Origin of the sequence: Thalassobacillus sp. CUG 92003 (assembly GCF_013618635.1) — a bacterium.
Classification (GTDB): domain Bacteria; phylum Bacillota; class Bacilli; order Bacillales; family Halobacillaceae; genus CUG-92003.
On the sequence record NZ_JABLSJ010000005.1, the window covers coordinates 75,402 to 98,949 of the forward strand.

The following is a 23,548-nucleotide window of genomic DNA, read 5'->3' on the forward strand; positions in this document are numbered from 1 at the left end:
GATTTACTTCGACTCCTTCTCTTCGTATTCTTCCATTTGCTCCTTCAAATTAGATGGAAGTTCTTCGTGCATAATTGAAATTAAATCTGTCACTTTCTGTTTCGGTGTGTTGTCTGCTTCTTTGATCGCAGCCTTAATTTCTTCTTTCGCCTTTTCTACGACTTCGTTTTCTTCATCTTCTGACCATAAGTCTTTATTTTCAAGATATTTTCGGAAACGAACAATTGGATCTTTCTTCTCCCATTCGTCATCCATTTCATCTGTACGATAACGCGTTGGATCATCACCAGCCATCGTGTGCGGACCGTAACGGTACGTCATCGTTTCAATTAAAGTCGGGCCTTCTCCATTAATGGCACGATTTCTAGCCTCTTGAGTAGCAGCATAAACGGCAAGCACGTCCATGCCATCAACCTGAATGCCTTCGATGCCTGCTGCTACTGCTTTTTGGGCGATTGTTTCCGCTGCAGACTGTTTGTCAACAGGTACTGAAATAGCGAATTGGTTGTTTTGTACAACGAAGACAGTTTGAGCTGCATACGCTCCGGCAAAGTTGAGACCTTCATAAAAATCACCCTGGGAGGCACCGCCATCCCCTGTATAAGTAATTGCGATCGCTTCTTTCCCTCGTTTTTTCAACCCTAGTCCTACTCCAGCTGCTTGCGTGATTTGAGCTCCAATGATGATTTGCGGACTAAGGGCATTTACACCTTCAGGCATTTGATTTCCTTTATAATGACCTTTTGAAAATAAGAAAGCTTGATAAAGCGGAAGACCATGCCATATGAGTTGTGGAACATCACGATAAGCAGGGAGAATGAAATCCTCCTGAGCTAATGCATAGTGACTTCCTAATTGCGAAGCTTCCTGTCCTGCCGTAGGCGCGTAGAATCCCAGTCGACCTTGGCGATTTAATGCAATGGAACGTTGATCCAGTATACGCGTATAGACCATCCGTCTCATAATTTCTTTCAAATCTTCATCTGAAAGATCAGGCATAGCGTTCTCATTCACGATTTCGCCTTCTTCGTTCATAATTTGGAACGTTTGAAACTGTTCTTCAATTTGTTCTAAAGTGCGTTTCAAAATGGTTCACCTCTTCCTTTCTGTTTAAAGAAATATTCGCTTACATTAGCTTCCCCAAAAGTCGATAAAATCAGTACGAGATTCTCTTATTCGTTTTACCCTTTTGATTATAAGCTTAATCATGTGCAACCTGTTAAACTGTTACAGTCAGGACACACTTATCATTGATACAATTTTAACCGTGATTAAAGTTTAGCTTATGACAACCTAATACGTCAAACAGTTTGTCCTACTAATTGTAACGTTGGTAATATCACAAACAGAGTGAAACGTACTACTGACACAGCCCGTTCTTCAACATGTATTCCCAGCTGTAACAGTGCCTAAATAAATTCTGTACCATTACATTACAAAATGACCCTACACAATTCCTGTTAATTCAACAATTAATACCTTTCTACATCGAAACTCTATTACAATAAAGCTCACTATAAAATCAGACACGCCCGGGTGCTAGCACCCGGGCGTGTCTGATTGCGATTTATACTTTAATACATGATACTCAACATACTGTTAATGACTTTTGTCTCAAAGTCAGTTATTCTTGACTGTCTTCGCTGTTTTCACTGTTACCTTCATTTGATTTTTCTTCATTATTTTCAGCTTTGGAACTTTGCTTATCTGATTCGTCATAGCTTACATCAAGATTTGATGCTTTGTAAAATTCTTTCTTCAATTCATTATATTCTTGCGTATATTGGTTAAACTCTTTGTTTGCTTCTATGACTTGCTGATAACTTTGATTAATGTCTTCGATTTGTGCTTGAAGATCTTCCTCTTTTAAATCCTCATTCTGGAGCATTTCATATAGTTCTGCATCTAAATCCAATGCCTCTGAATAAGCCGAGTGGAGATTCTGGTACGCATCATACCGGTTTTGCATAGCCTCGTATAACTCGTTTGCTTTATCTTTTGCTTCAGCATTCTCGTCATCAATATCTTCAATGAGAGGTTCGATCTTATCAAATTCTTCTTTAGCAGCATCGATGCTTTCTTTCTCCAGTTCCAGCTTTTCTTTACGTTCCTCTACAATAGCTGCAGCTTCCTGGGATAAAGATTTGATCTTTTCGAACTCATCCATGCTTAGATCAATAATTTGATTATACAGTTCTTTCTCTTCCTTTTCTAAATTGACTAATGGCTGCTGTTGTTCCCTGAACTTATCTTCAAGCGAAACAGCTTCTTCTAAATGATCATAGATTTCTTCCTGAGCAGATGGCCCCATACACCCTGACATCATGACAAGCACCACGGACACAGCCATTAATAGCTTACTTAAACGCACGCCAATTTTCCCCCTTATAACTTCTTGATGCCTATTTTTATTCAAATCATCATAATTTCAATAGTATAATAAATAAAATTAAAAGAAAAGGACAATTTTTGATAAGAATTTCCATCGGACCACAGTTTTCATACTCTAAAACAGTTGAATATGTTAAACTAATCACCGGATAATGAGGTAGGCAGAAAGGATGTTTTTGATGATAACCATGGATGATATTGTACGTGAAGGTCATCCCGCCTTGAGAAAAACGACTGACGAGGTGTCCATCCCCCCTCAACAAGAGGATAAACAAATTCTTGAAGAGATGCTCGAATATTTGCGAAACAGCCAGGACGATGAAATTTGCGATCGTTATGGTTTAAGACCGGGTGTTGGGTTGGCCGCACCGCAAATAAACGTGCTAAAACGGATGCTAGCCGTTCATTTCACCGATCAAAACGATCGATTGTATAGTTACGGCCTGTTCAACCCGAAAATCATCAGTCACTCAGTGGAAAGATCGTATTTAACAAGCGGGGAAGGCTGTTTATCAGTGGACCGTGAAGTTCCAGGGTATGTGCCTCGCCATCGGAGGATAACGATCAAAGCCATTGATTTAGAAGGACAGGAAGTCAAACTACGGTTAAAGGATTTTGCCGCTATTGTCTTTCAACACGAGATTGATCACTTGAACGGTGTGATGTTTTACGATCACATTAACCAGGATAATCCCTTTAAAGAGCCTGAGAACGCTAAACCGATTGATCGATAGTGAAACAATTGGAGGCATCGCAGGTTACCCTTTTTAGGACCTCGTCAACTCGGAAAGGTTTAAAGCCCTTCGCAACCGGCTAAGGCGCTTTAAACCTGCTCTATTACACTCCAATCATTTTAACAGGCCAATATCGTAGATTGCTTTCACCAGTCCCCCCTCGTTAACATCCGCTGTTACATGGTCGGCAATTGCTTTAATTTCCGGCATGGCATTCCCCATGGCTATTCCCGTGCCAACCTGTTCAATCATTTCCCGATCATTCAAGCCGTCCCCGAAACCGTATGTTTGTTCAGTTGACATGCCAGCTGCTTCAATCATCTTATCGATGCCCTCCGCTTTTGAACCTCCACGTGGCAAAACATCAACCGAAAACTGGTGCCAGCGGATAAAGTCAAAGGCATGATGAGTTTGGCGATAGGAATCGATTTCATCCCCCTCACAAAACAACAATGCTTGATAGATTTTTTCCTGCTCGAAGAAAGCCGCTTCAACTTCTGGATAATCAATATGTAAGCTGGACAGGCTTTCGCTGATATGGTCACTTGTAGATACGGATGCTTTCATGTGCTCATGGCTCATAAACACCATGGGGTGATCGTTGATTTTTGCTTCCTGATACATTTGAGCTAAATGTGGGGTTGATAGTGGATTCTCGTAAACCACTTTCCCTTCAAACACCACGTATTGCCCATTAAAACTGACGAAAGATTCAATTCCTAATGCTTGTCTTATTTCTTCAAACATAAAAGGTGCCCTGCCCGTTGCAATCGCGCAATAAACCCCTGAATCTTGCAACTGTTGGATCGCTTCAATTGTCTGTTGAGGTAATTTTTTTTGATGATCTAAAAGGGTACCGTCTATATCAAAAAATGCAATTTTTTGTGTCAATGTATGCCTCCTTGTGTAACTGCTACTTTCATTTTAGTAGATGTTGATAACTTAAATATCATAACACATTTGAGCAGGTCCGCGGTTATTTCCCACCTGCAAAATGTAAGTCCCTCCACTATTTTCAAGAATTGTGTTAGTTCGAGGAGGGAGATGGATATACTAGTAGTGTAGCAATGTGTGACGGACGGTTTGGAAATTTCACTAACGGTAAATATAATTTTGTAAACCTAATTGTTTCATTATTTTTAAAAGAGTATTATACTAAAGATAACAGGGATTGAGTCGGTATAACGTTTTTGTTGCTTTTTTTCCAAATTGAAAGGAGATGTGCTCAATGTTGAAGCGTCTCAGGAAAAAGCTCAGAAAACGTTGGAAAGATATTATGAAGCGCAAAACATACGCCTGATAAGTTCCGGATGCGGCGTTTCTTCACTATTGTACGACAGTCATTCATTACATCTGATCAATAAACATGCTAAGATATTTTTAGGACAAAAATGTGGAAATTATATGTAGTAAGGAGAGATAGAGATATGATTTATAAAGTGTTGTACCAGGAACTCCCAAATGAAGTTCCGGTACGTGAACGTACGAAATCAATGTACGTCGAGGCAGAAAGCGAACGAAGTGTACGGGAAAAGTTAGCAAATTCAGGTATTAATATTGAATTTATTCAGGTGTTGGATGAGGACCACCTGAATTATGAACAACAATCAGAAGATTTCAAAGTGGAGAACGTATAACCCATGAAATTTGTTAAAAATGACCAATCAGCCGTATTTGCGCTGGGCGGGTTAGGTGAAATCGGTAAAAACACGTATGGAGTCCAATTCCAGGATGAGATCATCTTAATTGATGCCGGCATTAAATTTCCGGAAGATGAACTGCTCGGCATCGATTACGTTATCCCGGATTACACTTATCTCGTCCAGAATCAGGACAAAATTAAGGGTTTATTCATAACCCACGGTCACGAGGATCATATCGGCGGCATTCCTTATCTGCTGCGCGAATTAAATGTCCCGATTTACGCCGGAAAGTTTGCTACGGCTTTGATTACGAACAAATTGGATGAGCATGGATTGTTGCGTAATGCTAAAATTCATACCATTCAGGAAGATGAAGTAATTAAATTCCGCAAAACTTCCGTAAGCTTTTTCCGTACCTCACACAGTATTCCAGATTCGTTTGGAGTTGTAGTAAAAACACCACCAGGCAACATTGTGCATACTGGTGACTTTAAATTTGATTTTACCCCTGTTGGCGAACCAGCTGATTTAGCTAAAATGGCTGAAATCGGTAAAGAAGGTGTCTTAGCATTATTATCAGATAGTACAAATAGTGAAGTACCCGGTTTTACAAAATCGGAACGTGTCGTAGAGCAAAGCATCCAGGATATTTTCTATCGCGTAAAAGGACGATTAATTTTTGCTACATTCGCTTCTAATATCTATCGTCTCCAACAAGTTGTTGAGACTTCGGTCCAACACAACCGTAAAGTCGCTGTCTTTGGACGTAGTATGGAGAATTCCATTAAAATCGGTCAAGAGCTCGGTTATATCAGAGCTCCAAAAGAAACATTCATTGGAGCCCATCAAATCAATCAATTTCCAGCTCACGAAGTAACCATATTATGCACAGGTTCTCAAGGTGAACCAATGGCCGCTTTATCCAGAATTGCGAATGGAACGCACCGTCAAATTCAAATCATCCCGGATGACACGGTTGTATTTTCCTCTTCACCAATCCCTGGTAATACAATCAGTGTATCTCGAACCATCAATATGCTTTACCGCGCCGGAGCGAATGTCATTCACGGACCGCTCAATGACATTCACACATCTGGCCATGGCAGCCAAGAAGAAATGAAGCTGATGCTTCGTTTGATTAAACCTAAATACTTCATGCCGATTCATGGTGAGTACCGCATGTTGAAAGAACATGCTAATTTAGGTCATGAATGTGCTGTAGATCCAAATAACAGCTTTGTTATGGATATAGGCGATGTATTAGCACTTGGAAAAGATGAAGCTTCTATCGCAGGCAAAATTCCATCAGGTTCTGTGTACGTTGATGGCAGCGGTATAGGTGACATTGGAAACATCGTGCTGCGTGACCGTCGCATTCTTTCTGAGGAAGGTCTCGTCATTGTCGTCGTGAGCATTAATATGAAAGAGTTCAAAATTGCATCAGGTCCCGACATCATTTCCAGAGGCTTTGTTTATATGAGAGAATCAGAGGATTTGATCAAAGAAGCTCAGAAATTGGTCAGTACGCACGTTGAGAAAGTCATGGAACGCCGTACAACCCAATGGTCGGAAATTAAGAACGAAATTACCGATACAATTGCACCTTTCCTATTCGAGAAAACGAAACGCCGTCCCATGATATTACCGATCATTATGGAAATTTAAAGAACAAAGGCTTATGCGCCCCGGCTGCTCCGACACGCATAAGCAAAACACCAGGAGGAAGGTGGTCTTTTCCTTCCGCAGGGCGGGTTGCTTATGTCGCGAGGAGAGCCGGACATGGCCTATGAGGTAAGTGTTATCCATAGGGCCCAAATTTTATAGTTTCCTAAGCAATAAAAAAGCGAGGTTCGCTCCTGATGGGCGAACCTCGCTTTTTTTTATGTGCTCGATAATAGTCCAGGGTTGAATTTTCAAATGAGCCCTGGACTCTTGCTTAATCTTCTTCTACAACAAGATTTTTCTCGAAGCGAGATATATCTTTATCCGCTCCAATCACAATTAACACATCGCTCTGCTCAATCTCTTCTGTTGCCAGCGGGGAGACAATAACGTCCCGGTCACGTTTAATGGCCACCACGTTACAACCGTAGTGAGCGCGGATATCCAAATCGACCAGGGTCTTTCCTCCCATTTTACTACCTGCTTTCACTTCAACAACACTATGGTCATCTGAAAGTTCAATGTAATCAAGAATATTATTGGAGATGATATTATGGGCGATTCGTTTCCCCATATCGCGTTCAGGATGGACGACGTGGTCAGCTCCGATTTTATTCAACACTTTCTCATGATAATCATTTTGAGCTTTAACGGTTATTGTCTTTATTCCTAGTTCTTTAAGCATCAGTGCAGTCAAAATACTTGCCTGGATGTTATCCCCGATCGCGACAATGACATGATCGATATTGCGCACACCTAATTCTTTTAATACGTTCTCATCAGTTGAGTCCGCTATAACAGCATGAGCGGCAATTTCTTTATATTCATTCACTTTGTCTTCGTCAAGATCAATCGCAAGGACCTCCATCCCTTCCTTACTTAATTCTCGACAGATGCTTCCTCCAAAACGACCTAAACCGATGACAGCAAATTCTTTTTTCATTATTTTCCCTCACTAACAAATACGACATTATATCGATAGTTTACCATAAAGTAGCATCAGACACGATTTATTTCTGATTCTGCTGGCTGCTGCCCCTACACGGCTTACATTCGCTTCACTACTTTTTCCCCTTCACGTAATCAGCATCAAATAAAAACATCCTCATTAATAAGAAGAGTGATGGCACGAGCAAACAGAAACCCGCTATAAACGCAATGATTAACGCTATAGCCATTGGCTCGCTGGTCAAACCATCTGAAATGGTAATATAAGGCTTCAGTATATACGGCAAATGCGAAGCCCCATACCCAAAGAAGGCAAAGAAAAATTGAAACATCACAGAGATAAAAGCCCATCCGTAATATTTTCCATAGTACACAAGAAACAACGCGATCATAAAGAAACCGACAGACAAACCAAATACCCACCATAACTCAATCATGTTCTGGAAATGTTCCCGGTTGTGCTGACTCATGGCTATGAAAGTCGTCAAACTTGCTATGATCGTAGGCGAACTCCAAAAAAGGGCGTATTTTTTTATCAACTGAAGGGCAGGCTCATCGTCCGCCCTGGCAGCGTAATAGGTCAGGAATGTCGCACTGATATACAAGACGGAAACAACAGCTAGAACCACCACACTCCACGAGTATGGACTTGTGAGCAGCTCACCATAGAGTAAATGAACGCCGTTGCCCGTTTCCTCAATGAAGCCTCCTTCAGATATCGTCATGGCTGTTGATAAAGAAGCTGGTATGAGCAGACCTGTGCCCCCATAAAGAAACATGTAAAGCATACTATGCTTCGATCCATAGTTTTCGAACGCATAAAAGGAACCTCTGATGGCGATCAGCACGATAGCAATGCTTCCCGGGATCAATAATGTCTGGCCATAATAGTAAGCAGTATCAGGGAAAAACCCGATTAAACCCACAAAGAAAAAGACAAAAAATACATTCGTCACTTCCCAAACAGGTGAAAGATAGCGTGAGATCAACTGATTAATAATATGATCCTGCTTTGTCAGTTTTGCATAATAGGCAAAGAAGCCTGCGCCGAAATCAATGGATGCCACAATAAGATATCCGTACAAAAACAACCAGAGGACAGTGATGCCAATGTATTCAAAACTCATGTTCGACCACCATCCTTCCCGGTAATTTCAGGATAACGTTGTTCGAGTTCAACTTCAGCAGGGTTTCCTTTGAATATTTTTTTGATCACAAGAATACATCCTGTAGCCAACACTGCGTATAAAGTCAAAAATAGGAGGAGCATCCAACCGACGTGGGGAGAGGTCGTCGCCCCTTCTGCGACTTTCATGTAACCTCGCAGAATCCAAGGCTGCCGGCCCACTTCTGCGAAGATCCAGCCAAATTCGATTGCCAGCATAGCGAATGGCCCATTGAGCACAAGCAGCCATAGCAATAATTTATTATTTTCATTCCATTTCTTCATACTCATGAATATCAGATAAAGTAACGATACACCTAAGGCATAAAAACCTAAGGTCACCATCAAATCAAACATGTAATGAATCCATAATGGAGGTGACTCATCTTCAGGTATTTGATCCAAACCGGTAACCTCAGCATTGAAATCCCCGTGAGCAAGAAAACTCAAGGCTTTCGGAATTCTCAAGGCGTTCTCTACTTCTCCTTCATCATTTAACGTGCCGAACACGATCAAATCAGCACCGCGCTCAGTTTCAAAGTGCCATTCTCCAGCTGCTAATTTTTCCGGCTGGTGTTCAGCCAAAAATTTTGCAGATAAGTCGCCGGCAACGGCTGTAAGGATAGCGAAAATAAATACGGATACTGCTGTTAATTTCATTGCTTTCTTTTGATAAGGTGTAATCGCCTTTTTGAGCATATAAAATGCAGTAATGGCAGCCAGTATTGCTGCAGACGCTAAATACGAAGAAGCCACCACATGGAATACTTTTGTCGGGGTCGCAGGATTGAACATCGCTGCTAGAGGCTCAATGGCTGTTATGGTCCTCCCCTCCAACTCAAATCCTTGAGGCGTATTCATAAACGAGTTGACAGTCGTAATAAAGAAGGCTGACATCGTTGATCCGATCACAACAGGAATCGACAACAACCAGTGATAAATTGGATTTTTAAAACGATCCCACGTATAAAGGTAAGCACCAAGAAAAATAGCTTCAAAAAAGAAAGCGAATGTTTCTAAAAATAATGGTAAACTGATCACATTGCCGGCAATTTGCATAAAGCTTGGCCACAATAAGGATAGTTGCAACCCTATTGCCGTTCCGGTTACCACACCTACTGCCACCGTAATGACAAACCCGCGCGTCCATCTTCGAGCCAACAAGGTATAATGTGGGTCTTTCTTTTTTATTCCCATGAATTCAGCAAGTGAAATCATCACCGGTACGCCTACACCAATCGTGGCAAATATGATATGGAACGCCAAGGTCAAAGCCGTTAACATTCTGCTTAAAATGACACTGTCTAGCTCCACGTGAGCACCCCCCTTTTTTTCTATATTAAGCTGCCCGATCCATTGTCTAGTATAAAGCATAAGAAGGTAATTTATTTATGAGTCGATGAAGATATTGTGACATCTTTCACATTGTTAAGCTTAGTTTAATCATAGTATACAAGGAAAATGTTGTCTAAGCATCTGATAACGTTATATCAAAAATAGTGCTGTAACTTCAAACCACTAATAGAACGCCTGAACGTTTACACTCTAATTCTTTGAGATTGATCGGGACGATCACAAAAATAAGCAGCCCAAGTTATGGACTGCTTAAACCTGCTCGTTTGCACTGTGACCTTACATAGCATCCAGCATTTGAAACTGAGCCTTCACTAATTCGAAATATTCACCTTGCTGTGCCATTAATTCATCATGCGAGCCCTGCTCTAGAATGTTGCCATTTTCGAGCACAAATATATTGTCAGATTCACGGATAGTGGATAGGCGATGCGCTATGATAATGGCTGTGCGCCCCTTCAATAAACGTTTAAGTGCAGACTGAATTTCCACTTCCGTTTCAGTATCAATACTGGCTGTGGCTTCATCCAGAATGAGTATCTTGGGATCGGCTAACAATGCCCGAGCAAAAGATAATAACTGACGTTCGCCTGCCGATAAGATATTTCCACGTTCCTCGACTTCCGTATGATAGCCACTGTGGAGGCGTTGAATAAACCCATCGGCTCCCACTACTTTAGCTGCTTCAATGACTTCCTCATCGCTCGCCTCAGGGTTGCCAAATTTTATATTCTCTAGAATTGTGCCTGAGAAGATGAATGTATCCTGAAGGACCACACTGATTTGTTGGCGGATGCTGTCAATTTTGACATCACGCAAATCTGTTTCATCTACCTTCACTGACCCTTTGGTTGGATCATAAAACCTGCTGATTAAGTTAGCGATCGTCGACTTACCAGATCCTGTATGCCCTACAAGGGCAACTGTCTGACCTGGTTTCATTACTAAGGAGATATCATGAAGAGCCACACGATCATCATCATAAGAAAACTGCACGTGATCAAATTCGATGCGACCTTTGATATCGTCGAGTTCAACAGCATCGTCTTTCTCAACAACGTTTGGACGTTCATCTAAGAATTCAAAGATTCGTTCTGACGCTGCCATTGCCATAAGCAGCTGATTATACATTTGACCTAATCGGGATATCGGCTCCCAGAACATGCCTAAGTAAAACGCAAAGGAGACGAATGTCCCGATTTCGATGCCGCCATTTTCTGGCCCTTGGATAATGAGTATAGCACCGTATGAAATCAAAATAGCCGTACCGATGGCATTGCTCATTTCAACAAACGGGCGGAACATTGCACTTTTTCGCGTGGCATTACGCCACGAGCTGAAATTGTCTGTGTTCACTCCGTCAAAATACTCCGTGTTCTCTCGTTCTTGCGAAAAAGATTGGGTGATCCGAATACCTTGGATGCTTTCATTCAAATGGGAGTTGAGTCTCGATTGTTGAATCCGAACATACTGCCAGGAGCGGCGAATATTACGCCTCAAACGCGTCGATATATAAAACATGATCGGCAAGATAATCATAATCGCCAAAGCCAGCTTTGGACTAAAGGCAAATAAAATGACCATTATACCCGAAAGTAAAACGACATCCATTAATAAATTAATGATTCCATTCGTAAATAGTTCCTGTAGTGAATTGATGTCATTCATGATTCTGACTAAAATTGAACCGGCCGATTTGGAATCAAAGAATCGGTGTGATAAGCGCTGTACGTGCGAAAACAAATGTTTCCTCAAATCAAAAATGACATTTTGCCCGAGGATATTGATATATTTTATGCGAAACAAATTCCCGATATAGCTTAGCACGTACAAAATCGAAATACCTACTACCAGTTGCACGAGCATCGGAACATCCTGGTTCTCAATCGCGATGTCAATTCCCACTTTTCCGATTAAAATGGGAACAATTAATCGGACCAACGTGGATACGAGCATTGCAATAATGGCAATCGGTAACAGTTTTTTAGTGTAGGGTTTTAAATATTGCAGCATTCGCATCATCTGCGACCAATTGAAAGGTTTTTCAATCGCTTGGTCCTGTGTATAGTGAAAGCGATTCAAATGCTTATTGGTTTGCGGTTCATGTTTAGGTTTACGCGCCATATTATCCCCCCTTTTCGTTACTTGGCTGTGTTCATGATGTGTTCTTTATCCTGATACTGAATATCGTATATACGCTGATAAGGCCCGCCGTTGTTTAGAAGCTCCTCATGTCGGCCGCGTTCCTTCACTTCTCCTTCTTCAAGCACCAATATTTCATCTGCGTGTTTGAGGGAAGAGATACGATGGGCAATGATAAAGGTCGTGCGCCCGTCCATGACTTCTTTTAATGCTTTTTGAATCTTAAACTCTGTTTCCATATCCACGGCCGAAGTTGCATCATCGAGAATCAAGATGCTTGGATCAATCAAGATGGCTCTGGCAATGGCAATACGCTGCTTTTGACCACCTGAGAGTCCCATTCCGCGTTCCCCGAGCATCGTATCATAACCCTCAGGCATCGATAGAATGAAGTCATGAGCATCAGCTCGTTTGGCGGCTGAAATGACATCCTCAAGAGACGCATCCGGATTTCCATAAGCTATGTTTTCTTTAATCGTAGTAGAGAATAAGAAAGACTCTTGCAAAACAAATCCTATATTTTTTCGCAAGGTTTTCAGCGAATAATCATGTACAGGAGATTGGTCGACAAGGACTTCGCCTTCCTCTGGCTCGTAAAATCGTGTAATTAACTGTGTGATGCTAGTTTTACCTGATCCTGTGGCTCCAATCAGCCCAATCACAGTGCCCGGAGGGGCATCAAAATTAATATGCTTCAGTGCAGCATCATCATCTTTCGTATACGTGAGCTTGACATCATTGAAGGTCACGTGCCCTTGAAGCTGCTTACCAACGATGGCTTCATCTTTTTCCTGAATATCTTCTGAGGCTTCTAAAATTTCTAATAACCGTTCCCCAGAAGCTTTCGATTGTGAAAATTGGTTGATGACGAAACCAAGATTCATCAATGGCCCTAGAATGTACCACACCAAACTGAAGAACGCCACCAATTCCCCTAAAGACAAGGAACCGTTGATGACAAGATAACCTCCGTAAGCTAATAAAACAACGACACAAACGTTACCGATAAATTCCATAAGCGGAAAATATTTTGCCCATATATTAGCTGTCCCGATGTAGTTTTGTCGGTAGTTATCATTATGATCGACAAACCTGCCGATTTCGAAATTCTCACGTGATAATGATTTAACAGTATTCATGCCGCTGATATTTTCCTGCACCCGGGTGTTTAATCGCCCGAACGATTCTCTGATGCCTCTGAAAGCAGGGTGTACGCGTTTGTCAAACTGGTAGACAACGACACCCAGAAAAGGCATAGCAGCCATCGTAATGAGGGCTAACGGAATGGAATAATAGAACATGACACTTAAACTGATCAAAATCAACAACACGATTCTTAAAAACTCTGAAAATCCAAAAGATAAGAAGAAACGGAAAGCTTCTACATCCGCTGTTAAACGCGACATCAAATCGCCTGTTTTCGCATTATCATAATATTTGAACGGAAGACGTTGAAGCTTCTGATATAAACCATCCCTTAAGGTATAAACGGACTTAATACCGAATAAATCCCCTAAAAACTGGTTGAAATATGTTGCAACTCCTTTCACAGCCATAATAAGTATGAATCCAACTGCTAAATACGGAATTAAACCGTACCGTTCTTCAGCTACAACATCATCTATCGTTTTCTGGATGATGACCGGGTAGACAACCGTAATCCCGGTAACAAATAACAAGGCGAATAATGACCACAAAAAATAATGTTTAAACGGCCAATAATAGTGCTTGAGCTTTTTAAACGTATCCACTCTGTCTCCCTCCTTTGGAAAAATTAACGTAATTATAAATATATCGGGTATCGAAATAAATATCTACCCATTTGCATTACTTTTTTTTAAATTTTGGCTAATTATAAGGCTCTGTTTAAGTTTAGTGTTGATATTACTAAAAAAAAGAACTTCCAATTTTATGGGTGTTCTTCATTTTTAATATATTGGCTAATTCAACTAAAGCCCCATTATTGTGGAAACTCCGTTTCGAGACTTTTGTGTATGCGGATGCTGGCTGGGAAAACGGATCGCTTTCCGTGGGCATGGGGTGAGCTTCCTCAGGCTACGCCTTGCGGGATCTCACCGCTCATGTTATTCCCACAGGCGTCTCACCGTTTTCCCATCCACCATACACTCATAAGGTGCTCGAAACGACCTTCCGTAACAGGAAGCTTTGACTGAAAAAGCTTTCATACGCATGATTATATGTGCTATCGGTTCCCTATAGGCAGATTCGCAACCAAGTGATGTCGAGAAGCCTATATGACAAGGGCCGTTGGGGAAGGGGGAGACTCTCCCGCAGGAAAGCGAATCCTTCCCCAGCGGCCCTACACGCCCACAAACATCTCGAAATCGAGTCTTACAGAATTCTGCCCTTCAGCGAAAGACTCCGTTTCGAGATAAATATCCACTTTAAATATCAACAACAAACTTTAACACAGCCAATTATAAAAAAGATGCCTTTAAAGAAGAACCGTAGTTTCTTCAAAGGCATCCTAAAGACAAAATCGATTTATTTTTCGTTTTTACCTAACACTCTATTGACTCTTTTACGCAGCATTTTCATACCGCCTCCGCCTGCCTGAAAATGGCGGAGATTCCCCTCTGAATCGAATACGTAGTAAGCAGGAACATATTGGTTTTCAAAAGCATCCGTCAACTTATGTTGATTATCAACGAAAATCGGCTGGCTGATGCCATGCTCGTCTGCTACTTCTTTAATTTGATCTAAATCTAGATCTTTCTCAGAGCGCGGCATATGCACGGCGACCACATTTAAATCGTTACTGTATTCATCTCTGAACTCATTAACATTTGGCATGGCTTCCTTGCATAAGCCACAGCTTACTGACCAAAAATGGATCAAGGTAGGCTTGTCTCCTGTTAAATCCTCTTTTGAAAGTCCATTGGAGTTCAGCCATTCTGTTTCGCCTTGTAATTCTGGCATTGGAGCTCGTAATTTCATAGTGCGTTTCCTCCTTCATACATGATTGGCCTGGATTGAAAAGGGCCTAACACGGTATGTTAGGCCCTTCTGGCACTTTAAAGTATACGTTGATTAAAGTGTTTCTTGTCCTGGCTTCCAGTTTGCAGGGCAAAGTCCGCCAGTTTGAAGAGCTTGCAATACGCGTAATGTTTCATCGACATCACGACCGATATTATTGTGGTTAACCACTTGATATTGCAATTCACCTTCAGGACTGATGATGAACAAACCGCGAAGCGCAACGCCTTCCTCTTCTACTAAAACACCATAGTCTTTAGAAACTTGATGATTCGTATCAGCGGCCAGCGCATATTCCAAGTCGCCTAGCCCATTATCCTCGCGAGATGTGTTGATCCATGCAAGGTGAGTATGAATGGTATCAGTTGAAACACCGACTACTTCTGCATCCAAATCGTCAAATTCATCAAAACGATCGGAAAGTGAAGTGATTTCAGTCGGGCATACAAATGTAAAGTCCATCGGATAAAAGAATAGGACTGTCCATTTATCATTCTTCATGTTTTCTTCTAGAGAAACTTTTCCGAATTCTTTGTTTGAAAGTACCGCATCCATTTCAAAGCGAGGTGCTTGTTTTGCTACCATGCGTTCTGCCATGAAAATCCCTCCAAAAAATAGTGTTAGATTTATTATTAACCTGTCCGGTTAAACACGTTTACCATTATAACCACAGTTCCTGATTAAAGTCAATGTTACGTAATAATGAATTTAATTTGCTGCCCAACCGCTCAACTCCAGATTTCCTTATTCAGTATTACCCGCGTACATTCTCATTAAACACGAATAATTAAGAGATGTAAAATGATTTGAATTTAATCCTCACGGGTAAACCCATACTACTTGTTGAAACAATCACTATCAATTGCAACCTCTAATTGTTTCAGCTATCCTAATATTCGACACTATTTACATAACAGAAAGGGGACCCCTATGAATTTATTTGAAGAAGGTTTTGAGTTGAATCTTGCAGAATTAACGAGTTTACTGATCAGTGTCGGGCTAAAGATACTTGTTCTAATCATTGCATTCATGATCATCGGTCCAATTGGGAAACGTCTGATTACCGCTTCGCTTAACCGAATGGGGGAACGACGTAAACTCCCTGAAGGAAGAACAAAAACATTGGAAAAACTATCCATTAACATCTTCTCTTATGTATTAATGTTTCTATTCATTGTCATGCTTCTTGATTTGATCGGCTTGCCTGTTATGCCGTTACTCGCTGGTGCTGGTATTCTAGGTTTAGCACTTGCGTTTGGTGCGCAGGGACTTGTCTCTGACATCGTGACAGGATTTTTTATTTTGCTGGAACGTCAGATTGATGTAGATGATTATGTGACGGCTGCTGACTTTGGGGGTATTGTTGAGGAGGTTGGTCTACGAACAAGCAGAATCCGCGCTTTTGACGGCACACTGCACTTCATACCGAACCGCAATATTTCCAGTGTCAGCAACCATTCCAGGGGCAATATGCGAGCACTTGTCGATATCGGGATTGCTTATGACGAGAACATCGATGAAGCAATGGAAGTCCTTAAAAAAGTAGCTGATGATTTCACTGAAGATGAACGTTTTAAGGAAGGACCAGATGTATTAGGGGTTCAAAGTCTCGGCTCATCCGATGTGGTGATCAGGGTGCTCGGTAAAACTGAAAACATGGCGCAATGGGCCGTGGAACGAGATTTACGAAAAGCGATGAAACAAGCTCTTGATGAAGCAGGCATCGAGATTCCTTTCCCTCATCACGTTTATATGGAAAAGAAATACGAAACGCAATAAACCTGTTAAACGAGGTTGGGACAAAACTAAATAAAATACAAAAATTCCGAACGCTTTCCTGAACGTTCGGAATTTCTGTATTTTAGAGAGTTGTTTAATGACCGCTCCGTCAAAACACTTCGCTTTCCATGGGCACGGCCTCAGCTTCCTCGGAAAGCAAAGAACGCTTTCCTGCGGGATCTTCGGCTCGCGCTGTTCCCATAGGAGTCTACGTGTTTTGACTACGCTCATGAACATTATTGAATTCATATCCATTTTCAATGTTCGTTTTTTAAAACTTCTCTTTTACTTATGTCCCACTCTCATTTAGTAAGGCGCTCTATAACATTTTCTAAGGTGGAGAGGGAATATTCCGGGTAAAACTTATGCCCCAAACTCTTTTAATGAGCTTCATTCCATGCTTCCACTTTTTTAATTTGGCTATTTTCCATATCGACAATTTTGAACATCAGATCATTGTGGCTGACAACGGTCCCTTCACTTGCATCGATGTCATGCATGAAAATCCAGCCTGAGATCGTATCCACATCCTCATTTCTCAATGAGATATCAAAAAATTCATTGACGTCTTGAATGGCAATTTTTCCTTCCAATAGGAAATGACCATTTTTTAAGCGTTTAATCGACCTCTCTTCCTCGTGATCGAATTCATCTCTAATTTCTCCTACGATTTCCTCGAGGATGTCTTCGATCGTGACAAGTCCTGACGTCCCACCGTATTCATCGATCAGAATCGCCATGTGTGTTCTTTCTTTCTGCATCCGCACTAATAAGTCATGAACCGGAACATTTTCAAACACTTTCATAACAGGCCGAATAAACGACCTCACACTTCCGCTAGGCTCGATATCATCATAAAAGAATTCTTTCATATGAATGACTCCAAGAACATGATCTTTATCATCATCAACGACCGGATAACGGGTGAACCGTTCTTGTTTCATATAACGGATAATAGCTTGTATTGGCGTATGAACATCGATGACTGACATTTCAGTGCGGGGGATCATCACTTCTTTTGCCGTCCGATTATCAAATTCAAAAATTCTGTCAACATAGGTGTATTCTGAACGGTTGATTTCACCTTTTTGATAGCTGTGCGTCAGAATATGGCGCAATTCCTCTTCAGAATGCACTTCCTCTGTTTCCTTCGCCGTTTGAAAACCAGCTAATCGGACAAAAACATTCGCAGAACCATTCAGCAGCCAAATAAGCGGATACATTAACTTACTATACAGTATTAAGGGACGTGCAAGCAGTAATGTAATGGACTCCGCTTTTTGAATAGCCAATGTCTTTGGAGCGAGTTCCCCTAATACCACGTGTAAAAATGTAATAATGAAAAAGGCCAAACCGAATGAGATCATATGACTGACAGCCTCGGGCAAATTCAATGGTTCCAAAGCTGGATGCAATAAGACTTCTAATGTAGGTTCGCCTAACCAACCTAATCCCAACGCAGTAATCGTAATCCCGAGCTGGCAGGCTGACAAGTAATAATCTAGATTACTTGTAATATCCAGCACTTTTTGGGCTTTCGGATCACCTTCGGATGCTTTAGATTGCATTTTTGTTTTCCGTACTTTGACAATGGCAAATTCACTTGCCACAAAAAAAGCTGTCAGTAGGATGAGTGCGGCCACAGCCAATAATTTTACAGTTATTTCCATAAATACTTTTCTCTCCCCCATTACGTTTCTAAAAAGTCGCCATTAGCCATCTAATAAAATGCCTGAGCAATCGATGACGAAACACACGATTAAGTCTGTCTGGTTGTAATCTAATAAAGGTATTCCCTTAACTTTTGACACTCGAACGTATTTCAAGAAAAAAAGTTAGAGGTCGCCCGTTTATTGTAAACGTTAAACGGGTTCGTATTCATTCAAGCTTAAAGATTTCTAAGTGTGTGGTTCACCACATCAACACCGGTTGAAAGTGCCTGTTCATCAGGCATTAACGTAGCTGTATGGAGACCAGTTTCTGACTCCACCCCTAACCAAAACATGAAACCGGGAATGTCTTTCAGCATGTATCCGAAGTCTTCACCTGTCATCGCTGCAGAAGCTTCTTGATAAAACGCACCCACCTGAGCCGATAAGTCTCTGAATTGTTCTACTAAAGTGGCATCATTATAAACCTGATAATAATTAGAACCATACTCTACTGTAGCTTGACAATCGTGCGCAATTTCAATTCCGTGCGTCACATTTTCGATATGCTGCTTGACTTGCTGCATACTGGTTTGGGACATAGTCCGGATCGTACCTTCTAGCCTGGCATGTTCGGAAATAATATTTTGCACAGTCCCACCTGAAATCTTGCCGACAGTTAACACTGCACTATCTAAAGGGTCGACCCTTCGAGCTACGATCTGTTGCAAGTGGGTCACAAGGTAACTAGCAGCCGTAACCATATCGTGCGTAAGGTGAGGATAGGCTGCATGTCCGCCCTTTCCGGTCAGATCCACAAATAATTCGCTTGTGTTAGCAAATAAGAGGCCCGGTTTTGACGAAACACGCCCAACGGGAAGTTCAGGGGCAATATGAAGAGCGAAGATTATATCTGGTCTCCACTCTTGCATAATGTCACTGTTGAGCATAGGTTCGGCCCCGCCAGGCCCTTCTTCTGCAGGCTGAAAAATAAAGAGTATATCGTCATCAGCCGGTTCGTGAGCGAGCTTAGTCAAAGCTCCGAGGGCAATGGTCATATGAAAGTCGTGGCCGCAAGCGTGCATCTTTCCTTTGTTGTTAGATTGGAAAGAATAATCTGTTTTTTCTTGGATCGGGAGACCATCTATATCTGTCCGATACCCGATTGTCTTCGTTGGCGAACGCCCTTTGACATGGACAAAGATGCCTGTTTTCCATGTTTTAACCGTTAAGGATTCTTGCGGGAGTTCACGAATGCGTTCCATGAGGAAGCGATGGGTTTCATGTTCTTCAAATCCTAATTCAGGTATCTGATGCAAGGCGCGGCGCAGCTCAATTAAATTTAATTCTTTCATTAATTAGCCTCCTTCTCAGTATGAAAAGGCCTTGCTTTTTTAAGCAAGGCCAAATCCGTTTAATTATCCAGTTTACGAAGCTCTTGTTTGATCTCTGTTTTTGATTTCGTCTGGTCGTCAATATCTTTGATTTTCTTGGCGGGCGTACCAGCCACCAACGTGTTAGGCGCAACATCTTCTGTAACGATTGAACCAGCCGCCACCACGGCACCTTCACCAACTGTTACACCTTCTAACACTACCACATTAGCACCAATGACAACGCCGTCTTCGATAACAACCGGCTGGGCAGAAGGTGGTTCAATTACACCTGCTAAAACAGTCCCGGCACCAATGTGGCAATTGTCGCCGACTGTGGCTCGTCCGCCAAGAACCACGTTCATGTCAATCATTGTGCCCTTGCCTACGACTGAACCAATATTAATCATAGCACCGAGCATAATCACGGCACCGTCACCAATTTCCACTTGATCACGAATAACAGCACCTGGTTCAATCCGGGCGTTGACGTTTTTCAAGTCGAGTAAAGGAATCGCAGAATTCCTGCGGTCATTTTCAATAACGTAATCTTCAATCTTGTCTTTGTTTTGCTCCAATATGGGTTGAACGGTCTTCCATTCTCCAAACAACACACCGGAATTCTGCTCGACGAAATCTTGCACCCCGGCACCGAAATCGATGTCTTTCAATTGATTCCCTTTCACGTAAACCTTTACGGGAGTTGACTTTTCACTATTTGAAATAAATGAAATAATTTCATTTGCATCCATCATCTTGATCCTCCTCTTATGTAATATAGAAGCTTTCTATACTGTATCAAAGCAGGTTTCGCATGACAAGAAATTATATATGTTTCCCTCTAGGCAGCAAACGGATTAAGAGCATCGATACAATCGCTAATACGAGGATGCCCCAATAGACGACATGAAGACCTGAGGTTAACGCACTCTGCAATACATGTGTGGCCTCTTCTCCTAAATCATGACGACTTGAAGCCTTTAACAGGATATTGATAGAATCCACCGTGAATTCGTTGTCCAAATCCGATGCTTCAATATCTTCTTGAATGTTAGCATTCAAGATTCCCCCAAGAAGCGCTGCGCCTAATGCGCTCCCCAACGTACGCATGAACATATTAGCTGCTGTGGCAATCCCGCGCATTTGCCAGCTCACTGTACTTTGAATCGATACGATGAATGACGTAGTAGACAAGCCCATTCCAATTCCAATGAAAAAAGAGCCTGCTGCCGCCCACAATGGCCCATGTCCCGGACTTAGTGTTGTAAATACAATACCGCCGAGTACTAGGGAAACGCCACCTATCATAGAAGTAGCCCTGAAGCCGATTCTCAGCAGCAATCGGCCTGCCACCGTAGAAGCAATCGGCCACCCGATGGACATAGCCGTCAAGGTAAATCCTGCGACTGTAGCAGATCGTTCCATGACTCCCTGTACAAATGCAGGGAGATAACTAGATACCCCAATCAGGATCATACCCGTCACCATTGAAGTCACGTTGGCTATGGCAATGGAACGATGCTTCCATATATAGAGTGGCATCATAGGGGATGAGGTGTGAAATTGCCGCAGAACAAAAGCTGTCGTCCCGACACATGCGCAAACAACCAAGCATAGCATAGGCCACGACATCCAGGAAATTCTGGTCCCGCCCTCTACAAGAATCAGCATGAACGTACTCACGCCTAGTATCAGCCAGATAGGACCGATAAAATCAAGTTTATGGTGCTGTTTTATAATATCTTCCTTGAAAAATATAGTAACCCCTGCTAACGCCAACAACCCCAACGGCACATTAAGCCAAAATACATATGGCCAACTTAAGACATCAACAAAAAAACCGCCGAGCGCTGGACCTGAGACTGCAGAGATCCCCCAAACACTTGATAAGTATCCCTGTACCTTCGCCCTTTCTTCTTTGTTATATATATCTCCCACGATGGTCGTAGCAATCGGCATCAGCGCCCCTGCACCTAACCCCTGGACAAGACGGGCCACAATGAGCATGTTCATTGATACAGACAAGGCACAAAGCGCAGCACCTAGCATAAACAACATGATTCCCATCAAGAAAATAGGCTTTCTCCCAAAAACATCAGAGAGCTTACCGAAAATAAGGACTGTTGCAGCATTTGTTAATAGATATGCTGAAAAAACCCAACTGTACAGACTGAACCCGCCTAAGTCTGCAACAATACTAGGCATGGCAGTAGAAACAATTGTAGCCTCGATGGCTGCTAAAAACATGGCAAGCATGATGGAAGCCAGAATTAGCGGCCGATTCAAATGTTTTACATCTTCAGAAGACTGGCCATCCATTCACCTTTCTCCTTTAGTTGTATATCATGACGTGTCGAGAGTAAGTGAAGGTCTCATGAGCTTGCTAACGTCAGATATCAATTCGTGGCCTGAGTGGTATACATTTCTTTGTTCAATTGTTTCAACATTGCTCTTCTTGTCAATATACCATCAAAATAACCCGTTTTATCCGTTACACAAATAAAAGGATGATCTATCACTTTTTTAAGTCCATCCAGGACTGATGCGTCCGGGCTTAAGCACGGCACATTTGTATTCATAACCTCGCTGACCTGTAAGGCAGATAGTCGATCAAGTTCAAATTGTTCCACACCTAATGTTTCTTCAAGAATCATGCTTTTACTGATGATACCTTGGAATATATTGGACGTATCAACTACAGGCACTGAAGAATAACCCGTTTTCACGAGTACAAGTAAAGCGTGATCCAACGGGTTCCCTACTTGCACATGAACTACTTTATCAGAAGGAAACATCAATTCACTAACTGTCATTTTAGCTAACTTTTCACGTTGTAAACTAATCATGGTGACCACTCCTTTTCTAACTTGTCACCGTAAAGGTTTAAATGAAAACCAACGTTATTTTAACACAAAACCGATCGATTCACTATTAACAAACCTCCTCATATACAAATATTGGATTAGAATAGGAGGGACTGAAGGTATTACTTTTATCTTTTGAGCTGAAACGATATAATAATCACAAAATCAACTGGGGCTGATGAAAATAATGACCCATACGTTCACAAAAAAAGAAGAAATAGCTAATGCTATTACACATGGCATAGGTGCCTTACTAAGCCTCGTTGCTCTTGTAATTTTAATTGTTTTCACAAGCTTACACGGTAACATCTGGCATATCGTATCGGTCAGCATTTATGGTACGACCATGCTGGTGATGTTTGTTTCGTCTACGTTAGTCCACAGTTTTCCAGCTGGTAAACTGAAGGATCTCTTTGAGATATTCGATCATTCGGCAATCTATTTATTTATTGCCGGGACTTACACACCTATCTTGCTCGTTTCCATACGGAGTCCGCTTTCCTGGACTTTATTTGGTGTGGTATGGGGAATTGCCGTAGTAGGAATTATCTTCAAAGTTTTTTTCGTTAAACGATTTGTCGTCCTCTCCACCTTATTTTATGTGTTGATGGGCTGGCTAGTCGTATTAGCCTGGGGGCCCATAACAGCCCAAATCAGTTCAACCGGCGTGACTTATTTGGTGATTGGCGGCCTTTTCTATACGGTCGGAGCCATCTTTTATGTGTGGCGGAGCTTTCCCTTTCATCATATGGTATGGCATTTATTTGTACTTGGAGGCTCTCTCCTCCATTTTTGTTTCATCTTTTTTCACGTTATATAAAAGACTACACGAAAAAAAGCATGGTCTT

Annotated in this window: 20 protein-coding genes; 5 read left to right on the forward strand and 15 right to left on the reverse strand. The window is 41.8% G+C overall.

What is annotated here, in order from left to right; genetic code table 11:
* Window positions 1-3: 3 nt before the first annotated feature.
* Both pdhA and HOP45_RS09150 read right to left on the reverse strand, forming a co-directional pair.
* On the reverse strand, window positions 4-1,086 hold the full coding sequence (pdhA, locus tag HOP45_RS09145) for a pyruvate dehydrogenase (acetyl-transferring) E1 component subunit alpha (RefSeq protein ID WP_304650469.1): 1,083 nt from the start codon (window positions 1,084-1,086) through the stop codon (window positions 4-6).
* A gap of 538 nt (window positions 1,087-1,624) precedes the next feature.
* Window positions 1,625-2,371: a YkyA family protein gene (locus HOP45_RS09150; protein WP_370457990.1), complete on the reverse strand. Its 747-nt coding sequence runs from the start codon at window positions 2,369-2,371 to the stop codon at window positions 1,625-1,627.
* A 199-nt stretch (window positions 2,372-2,570) separates the two neighbouring features.
* Between HOP45_RS09150 and def the strand changes: the two genes are divergently transcribed.
* Window positions 2,571-3,125 carry a peptide deformylase gene (gene def / locus HOP45_RS09155; protein WP_181348977.1) on the forward strand — a complete coding sequence of 185 codons (555 nt, stop codon included), beginning with the start codon at window positions 2,571-2,573 and terminating at the stop codon, window positions 3,123-3,125.
* 114 nt (window positions 3,126-3,239) lie between these two features.
* Here def and HOP45_RS09160 read toward each other — a convergent pair whose 3' ends face one another.
* Complete coding sequence (locus HOP45_RS09160; RefSeq protein WP_181348978.1) at window positions 3,240-4,016, reverse strand: Cof-type HAD-IIB family hydrolase; 777 nt, start codon at window positions 4,014-4,016, stop codon at window positions 3,240-3,242.
* 536 nt (window positions 4,017-4,552) lie between these two features.
* Here HOP45_RS09160 and HOP45_RS09165 point away from each other — a divergent pair.
* Together HOP45_RS09165 and rnjA are read left to right on the forward strand one after the other, a co-directional pair.
* Window positions 4,553-4,762: a DNA-dependent RNA polymerase subunit epsilon gene (locus tag HOP45_RS09165; protein WP_181348979.1), complete on the forward strand. Its 210-nt coding sequence runs from the start codon at window positions 4,553-4,555 to the stop codon at window positions 4,760-4,762.
* A 3-nt stretch (window positions 4,763-4,765) separates the two neighbouring features.
* A complete protein-coding gene (rnjA, locus tag HOP45_RS09170) occupies window positions 4,766-6,433 on the forward strand; it encodes a ribonuclease J1 (RefSeq protein WP_181348980.1) in 1,668 nt (555 codons plus the stop codon).
* A 271-nt stretch (window positions 6,434-6,704) separates the two neighbouring features.
* Here the strand turns inward: rnjA and HOP45_RS09175 are convergent, their stop codons facing one another.
* The 7 genes from HOP45_RS09175 to HOP45_RS09205 all read right to left on the reverse strand — a co-directional run bounded on the left by HOP45_RS09175 (window position 6,705) and on the right by HOP45_RS09205 (window position 15,632).
* On the reverse strand, window positions 6,705-7,373 hold the full coding sequence (locus tag HOP45_RS09175) for a potassium channel family protein (protein WP_181348981.1): 669 nt from the start codon (window positions 7,371-7,373) through the stop codon (window positions 6,705-6,707).
* Between the two features lie 118 nt (window positions 7,374-7,491).
* Complete coding sequence (locus HOP45_RS09180; RefSeq protein ID WP_181348982.1) at window positions 7,492-8,505, reverse strand: cytochrome d ubiquinol oxidase subunit II; 1,014 nt, start codon at window positions 8,503-8,505, stop codon at window positions 7,492-7,494.
* Window positions 8,502-9,827 (reverse strand): cytochrome ubiquinol oxidase subunit I, encoded by a 1,326-nt coding sequence (locus tag HOP45_RS09185; RefSeq protein WP_255437589.1) that lies wholly within the window; start codon window positions 9,825-9,827, stop codon window positions 8,502-8,504. The genes HOP45_RS09180 and HOP45_RS09185 overlap by 4 nt, the downstream gene beginning before the upstream one ends.
* 348 nt (window positions 9,828-10,175) lie before the next feature.
* On the reverse strand, window positions 10,176-12,020 hold the full coding sequence (locus HOP45_RS09190; protein ID WP_181348984.1) for an ABC transporter ATP-binding protein: 1,845 nt from the start codon (window positions 12,018-12,020) through the stop codon (window positions 10,176-10,178).
* A 17-nt stretch (window positions 12,021-12,037) separates the two neighbouring features.
* On the reverse strand, window positions 12,038-13,789 hold the full coding sequence (locus HOP45_RS09195; RefSeq protein ID WP_181348985.1) for an ABC transporter ATP-binding protein: 1,752 nt from the start codon (window positions 13,787-13,789) through the stop codon (window positions 12,038-12,040).
* Window positions 13,790-14,543: 754 nt separating this feature from the next.
* Complete coding sequence (locus HOP45_RS09200) at window positions 14,544-14,996, reverse strand: TlpA family protein disulfide reductase (RefSeq protein WP_181348986.1); 453 nt, start codon at window positions 14,994-14,996, stop codon at window positions 14,544-14,546.
* A 93-nt stretch (window positions 14,997-15,089) separates the two neighbouring features.
* Window positions 15,090-15,632 carry a peroxiredoxin gene (locus HOP45_RS09205; RefSeq protein ID WP_181348987.1) on the reverse strand — a complete coding sequence of 181 codons (543 nt, stop codon included), beginning with the start codon at window positions 15,630-15,632 and terminating at the stop codon, window positions 15,090-15,092.
* 333 nt (window positions 15,633-15,965) lie between these two features.
* On the opposite strand from HOP45_RS09205, the gene HOP45_RS09210 reads away from it, so the two are divergent.
* Window positions 15,966-16,814, forward strand: coding sequence for a mechanosensitive ion channel family protein (locus HOP45_RS09210; protein WP_181348988.1), 849 nt, complete (start codon window positions 15,966-15,968; stop codon window positions 16,812-16,814).
* A 380-nt stretch (window positions 16,815-17,194) separates the two neighbouring features.
* On the opposite strand, the gene HOP45_RS09215 is transcribed toward HOP45_RS09210, so the two are convergent.
* The 5 genes from HOP45_RS09215 to cbpB form a co-directional block, all read right to left on the reverse strand.
* Entirely contained in the window at window positions 17,195-18,484 is a 1,290-nt protein-coding gene (locus HOP45_RS09215) for a hemolysin family protein (protein ID WP_181348989.1), read from the reverse strand.
* A gap of 218 nt (window positions 18,485-18,702) precedes the next feature.
* A complete protein-coding gene (locus tag HOP45_RS09220; protein WP_181348990.1) occupies window positions 18,703-19,818 on the reverse strand; it encodes an N-acetyldiaminopimelate deacetylase in 1,116 nt (371 codons plus the stop codon).
* Window positions 19,819-19,877: 59 nt separating this feature from the next.
* Window positions 19,878-20,597, reverse strand: a complete 720-nt coding sequence (gene dapD, locus HOP45_RS09225; RefSeq protein ID WP_181349201.1) for a 2,3,4,5-tetrahydropyridine-2,6-dicarboxylate N-acetyltransferase — start codon at window positions 20,595-20,597, stop codon at window positions 19,878-19,880.
* 64 nt (window positions 20,598-20,661) lie between these two features.
* A complete protein-coding gene (locus HOP45_RS09230; protein ID WP_181348991.1) occupies window positions 20,662-22,155 on the reverse strand; it encodes an MDR family MFS transporter in 1,494 nt (497 codons plus the stop codon).
* 77 nt (window positions 22,156-22,232) lie between these two features.
* Window positions 22,233-22,682 carry a cyclic-di-AMP-binding protein CbpB gene (cbpB, locus tag HOP45_RS09235; protein ID WP_181348992.1) on the reverse strand — a complete coding sequence of 150 codons (450 nt, stop codon included), beginning with the start codon at window positions 22,680-22,682 and terminating at the stop codon, window positions 22,233-22,235.
* Window positions 22,683-22,887: 205 nt separating this feature from the next.
* Here cbpB and trhA point away from each other — a divergent pair, with 205 nt between their 5' ends.
* Window positions 22,888-23,520, forward strand: coding sequence for a PAQR family membrane homeostasis protein TrhA (trhA, locus tag HOP45_RS09240; protein WP_255437567.1), 633 nt, complete (start codon window positions 22,888-22,890; stop codon window positions 23,518-23,520).
* Window positions 23,521-23,548: the final 28 nt, after the last annotated feature.

Bases quoted from the DNA above. Each gene is read 5' to 3' on its own strand.
- HOP45_RS09165 (WP_181348979.1), top strand. From the start codon at position 4,553: ATGATTTATAAAGTGTTGTACCAGGAACTCCCAAATGAAGTTCCGGTA.
- HOP45_RS09215 (WP_181348989.1), bottom strand. From the start codon at position 18,484: ATGGAAATAACTGTAAAATTATTGGCTGTGGCCGCACTCATCCTACTG.
- cbpB (WP_181348992.1), bottom strand. From the start codon at position 22,682: ATGATTAGTTTACAACGTGAAAAGTTAGCTAAAATGACAGTTAGTGAA.
- HOP45_RS09210 (WP_181348988.1), top strand. From the start codon at position 15,966: ATGAATTTATTTGAAGAAGGTTTTGAGTTGAATCTTGCAGAATTAACG.
- rnjA (WP_181348980.1), top strand. From the start codon at position 4,766: ATGAAATTTGTTAAAAATGACCAATCAGCCGTATTTGCGCTGGGCGGG.
- HOP45_RS09190 (WP_181348984.1), bottom strand. From the start codon at position 12,020: ATGGCGCGTAAACCTAAACATGAACCGCAAACCAATAAGCATTTGAAT.
- HOP45_RS09185 (WP_255437589.1), bottom strand. From the start codon at position 9,827: ATGTTAACGGCTTTGACCTTGGCGTTCCATATCATATTTGCCACGATT.
- HOP45_RS09200 (WP_181348986.1), bottom strand. From the start codon at position 14,996: ATGAAATTACGAGCTCCAATGCCAGAATTACAAGGCGAAACAGAATGG.
- trhA (WP_255437567.1), top strand. From the start codon at position 22,888: ATGACCCATACGTTCACAAAAAAAGAAGAAATAGCTAATGCTATTACA.
- HOP45_RS09220 (WP_181348990.1), bottom strand. From the start codon at position 19,818: ATGAAAGAATTAAATTTAATTGAGCTGCGCCGCGCCTTGCATCAGATA.
- HOP45_RS09230 (WP_181348991.1), bottom strand. From the start codon at position 22,155: ATGGATGGCCAGTCTTCTGAAGATGTAAAACATTTGAATCGGCCGCTA.
- HOP45_RS09205 (WP_181348987.1), bottom strand. From the start codon at position 15,632: ATGGCAGAACGCATGGTAGCAAAACAAGCACCTCGCTTTGAAATGGAT.
- HOP45_RS09175 (WP_181348981.1), bottom strand. From the start codon at position 7,373: ATGAAAAAAGAATTTGCTGTCATCGGTTTAGGTCGTTTTGGAGGAAGC.
- HOP45_RS09180 (WP_181348982.1), bottom strand. From the start codon at position 8,505: ATGAGTTTTGAATACATTGGCATCACTGTCCTCTGGTTGTTTTTGTAC.
- def (WP_181348977.1), top strand. From the start codon at position 2,571: ATGATAACCATGGATGATATTGTACGTGAAGGTCATCCCGCCTTGAGA.